This window comes from Bathymodiolus platifrons methanotrophic gill symbiont (assembly GCF_002189065.1).
Lineage (GTDB): Bacteria > Pseudomonadota > Gammaproteobacteria > Methylococcales > Methylomonadaceae > Methyloprofundus.
The window spans coordinates 1-3,863 of record NZ_BDMN01000442.1 but is presented as its reverse complement, the minus strand read 5'-3'; the positions used below and the strand labels follow the sequence as shown (position 1 = coordinate 3,863).

General features: G+C 36.0%; 3 protein-coding genes. All 3 read left to right on the top strand.

The genetic code is table 11. The annotated features are described in order from the left end of the window. The first annotated feature begins 293 nt into the window (after window positions 1–293). Genes CDZ78_RS19060 through CDZ78_RS19050 form a run of 3 tightly spaced genes read left to right on the top strand, consistent with a single transcriptional unit; the run spans window position 294 to window position 3,612 of the window. The gene (locus CDZ78_RS19060) at window positions 294–503 is read left to right on the top strand and encodes a hypothetical protein (protein ID WP_087871386.1); all 210 of its coding nucleotides are present in this window, start codon (window positions 294–296) and stop codon (window positions 501–503) included. Continuing rightward, window positions 503–2,440 carry a DEAD/DEAH box helicase gene (locus CDZ78_RS19055; RefSeq protein ID WP_087871385.1) on the top strand — a complete coding sequence of 646 codons (1,938 nt, stop codon included), beginning with the start codon at window positions 503–505 and terminating at the stop codon, window positions 2,438–2,440. Before CDZ78_RS19060 ends, CDZ78_RS19055 begins: the two co-directional genes overlap by 1 nt. After that, window positions 2,437–3,612, top strand: coding sequence for a GIY-YIG nuclease family protein (locus CDZ78_RS19050; RefSeq protein ID WP_087871384.1), 1,176 nt, complete (start codon window positions 2,437–2,439; stop codon window positions 3,610–3,612). Before CDZ78_RS19055 ends, CDZ78_RS19050 begins: the two co-directional genes overlap by 4 nt. Window positions 3,613–3,863 lie beyond the last annotated feature (251 nt).

The window sequence follows — 3,863 nt, the reverse complement described above, 5'->3', positions numbered from 1 at the left end:
AACAATGAGGTAGTAAAATCAGAAAAATGATATTATATCATTGTTTAATATGGGATTTTTATGTTTATTGTGTATAATGCTTGCAGGATTTAGGTAGCATGCAATTATCCATACCTGATAATGAGCATAGTGAGCAGGAAGAACGCTGAATTACTTTAGGCAATACTCAAGCGTATAAATTACGTTTGGCTGTGCATACATTTATTAAGGTATCATCAAGACCAAGTAACAGTACGCATTATTTCAGCAAGACCTGCAACACGTCATGAACAAAAACAATATGAGGATTCATAATGAAAGAAGAGTATGACTTTTACAATGCAGAACGTGGACGCTTTTATCGTCCTGATGCTCAACTTAATATCCCTGTTTATTTAGACCAGGATATTGAAAGCTGGTTTGCTGAAAAAGCAAAAGCTAAAGTGGTTAATTTACAATCTTTAATTAATGACTTATTGCGTAATGATATTTCTTTAATTCAAGAAGTCACAGGTAAAAATTAATGCCTAATCTGGTTGACGTGACATACGCCCAAACTGGTGAAAGTACAGCGACTGATAATATGGGTATGCGGGAGATGCAAGCAAGTGCTTTCGAAGCACGTAATGCTCAATATCTTTTATTAAAGGCACCACCTGCATCAGGGAAGTCAAGGGCGTTAATGTTTTTGGGGTTGGATAAGCTCTATAACCAGGGAATTACAAAAGTCATTGTCGCTGTTCCTGAGCGTTCTATTGGAGCTTCTTTTGATTGTACTGATCTTACGCAGTACGGTTTCTTTGCTGATTGGAAATTTGATTCTGATTACAATCTTTGTACACCAGGAGGTGAGCCAAACAAAGTTAAGGCTTTTCAGAAATATCTTAATGATACCAGTGCTACTATTTTAATTTGTACCCATGCTACGCTACGCTTTGCTTTTGATGTAGTCGATGAAAGTGCATTTAATAATACCTTATTATCAATAGATGAGTTTCATCATGTATCAGCTGATGTTGATAATCGCCTAGGCGAGGTATTACGATCCATTATGAACAATACCTCGGCACATATTATTGCTATGACGGGATCTTATTTTCGTGGTGATAGCATACCCGTGTTATTACCTGAAAATGAAGAAAAGTTTACCAAAGTTACTTATAACTATTATCAGCAACTTAATGGCTACACATATTTAAAAACACTGGGTATTGGATACCATTTTTATCAAGGGCGCTATTTAAGCGCAATTGATGAAATTCTTGATACAGATAAAAAAACAATTCTACATATCCCTAATGTTAATACAGGGGAGTCAACTAAAGATAAGCATAATGAAGTTGATTCGATTATAGATATTATCGGTACCGTGTCTCATCAGGATGCTGAGACAGGAGTTATTTTTGTAAAACGGCATAAGGATGAAAGAACAATTAAAGTGGCTGATTTAGTCAATGATAATCAGAAAGACAGGGGTAAAATTGTTGCTTATCTTCGAGAGATGGACGATGTAGATGATCTAGATTTGATTATTGCTTTAGGTATGGCTAAGGAGGGGTTTGATTGGCCATATTGTGAACATGCGCTTACTGTGGGTTATAGAGGTTCATTAACTGAAATCATTCAGATTATTGGGCGAGCGACTCGTGATAGTAGTAATAAAACCCATTCTCAATTTACTAATTTAATTGCTCAACCTGAAACTGCCGATAGTGAAGTAAAGCTTTCTGTTAATAATATGCTTAAGGCTATTACGGCTTCATTGCTAATGGAGCAAGTGCTTGCACCAAATTTTAAATTTAAAACAAAACGTTTTGATGATGAAGGGCAGGAAGAAGGAGCCATTAAAATTCGTGGTTTTAAAGAGCCAAGTTCTAAACGAGTTAAGGATATTGTTGAGACTGACTTAAATGACTTAAAGGCTGTTATATTGCAGGATAGTCAACTTATTAAAGCCCTACCTGGTGAGTTTATTGATCCTGAAGTCATTAATAAAGTAATGATCCCTAAGATTATTCAGACCAAGTACCCTGATTTAAGTGATGAAGAGATAGAAGAAATTCGTCAGCATGTGGTTGTTGATTCAGTTATTAAGAATGGTGAAGTAAAAGAGGTTGGTGATAAGAAGTTTGTCAGAATGGCAGGAAAATTTGTCAATATTGAGGATTTACATATTGATTTAATAGGCCAAGTGAACCCATTCCAAAAGGCATTTGAAGTGTTATCAAAATCAGTCACTGCGAAGTTATTGAAAACTATCCAGGAAACGATTGATGCAGGCCGCATCATTATGACTGATGAAGAGGCCATTGTACTGTATCAAAAAATTGGTAACTTTATGAAAGCTCATGGAAGAGAGCCTAATATTAATTCTTCAGCCCCATTGGAAAGAAGGCAAGCTGAAGCACTGGTATATTTAAGAGATAAAAAACGGCAGCAAGCAGCTAAAAATGAGACATGATTAATTTTGCCAAAGAATTAGAGTCTATTTTAGAGTCTGATCCCTTAGGTTTGCTGCATGTAAAGCCTAAAGTCTCATCTATCATTAGTGCTGATGAACGCTTGCTTATATCATTTAATGAGATTAATGCCTTTGTAAATGAACAAGGCCGTGAGCCTACAGCAAGTGGAGATATTAATGAACGAAAACTTTTTAGCCGACTAAAAGGTTTACGTAATAATCCTGAAAAAGCATTGGCATTAAAAGATTCGGATGTTTTTCATCTATTGGGTGATGTATCTGTTACTGAACCAGAAGAAGTAAAAACAATTGATGATGTTTTTTTCGATGATCCACTTGGCTTATTAGCCGATTCAGATGATATTTTTACACTCAGGCATGTACCTAAGGCAATTGATATGCCTGAAAATATTGCTAAACGAAAACCCTGTAAAGAATTTGAATTATATGAGCACTTATTTAAACAGTGTCACTTGGATTTGGTTTCAGGAAAAAGTGAGCTTAGACAATTTACTGGCGAACAACAGATCTCCGCAGGACATTTCTTTGTGTTGCATGGGGTGATGGTGTATGTTTCTGAAGTAGGAGAGAAGGGAAAGAAGCGTGGCAAGGTGAACGCCAGGTTGAAGTGTATATTTGAGAATGGGACTGAATCAAATATGCTATTACGCTCTTTAGCGACTGAACTTTATAAGGATGAATCAGGTCGTCGTGTATTAAGCGCTCCTGAAGATTATCTTAATGAGCCTGAACAAGTGACATATGAAGATAAACCAACGGGGTATATTTATATATTACGCTCCTTGAGTGAAGATCCTAAAATAAAAGAGATTGGGAATTTATTCAAGATAGGCTTTTCAAGTCAACTTGTTCAAGAACGCATTAAAAATGCGGTTCAGGAGCCTACTTATTTGATGGCTGATGTAAAGGTAGTGGCTGAGCTTCAAACTTTTAACTTAAACCCGCAAAAATTAGAATTACTATTACATACCTTTTTTGCAAGTGCTTGTTTAAACCTCGATGTTTTTGATGCTGAAGGGATGCGTTACACTCCGAGAGAATGGTTTATTGTTCCGCTGCATATTATAGAGACAGCTATTCAACTTCTAATGAATGGTGATATTGTTAATTATCGTTATGATAACCATCGGTCAGAAATTGTTGAAAAATGAACGCCTCAATTGGACTTTATTAATTGCTGCTACTAACTTACTAAAGTTTCGGAGTTCATTTGACTTTCAAGGAAAACTGTACTCCATTGATTTATAACGTCTCAAGCCGAAGAGTCTTCGGATCAAGTTGTAGGGCTTGCATAAAAAAGCATTGTATGTGAGTTTCAATAGTTTCTAGTACCACTGCCACTACATCTCCCAAAATGGTTCTGTCGCAAAAAAACAAATGTTTGTGTAAAAATCAACTGTGA

Excerpts from the sequence above, each read along its gene's own strand:
- CDZ78_RS19060 (WP_087871386.1), top strand. The coding sequence starts at position 294 with ATGAAAGAAGAGTATGACTTTTACAATGCAGAACGTGGACGCTTTTAT.
- CDZ78_RS19055 (WP_087871385.1), top strand. The coding sequence starts at position 503 with ATGCCTAATCTGGTTGACGTGACATACGCCCAAACTGGTGAAAGTACA.
- CDZ78_RS19050 (WP_087871384.1), top strand. The coding sequence starts at position 2,437 with ATGATTAATTTTGCCAAAGAATTAGAGTCTATTTTAGAGTCTGATCCC.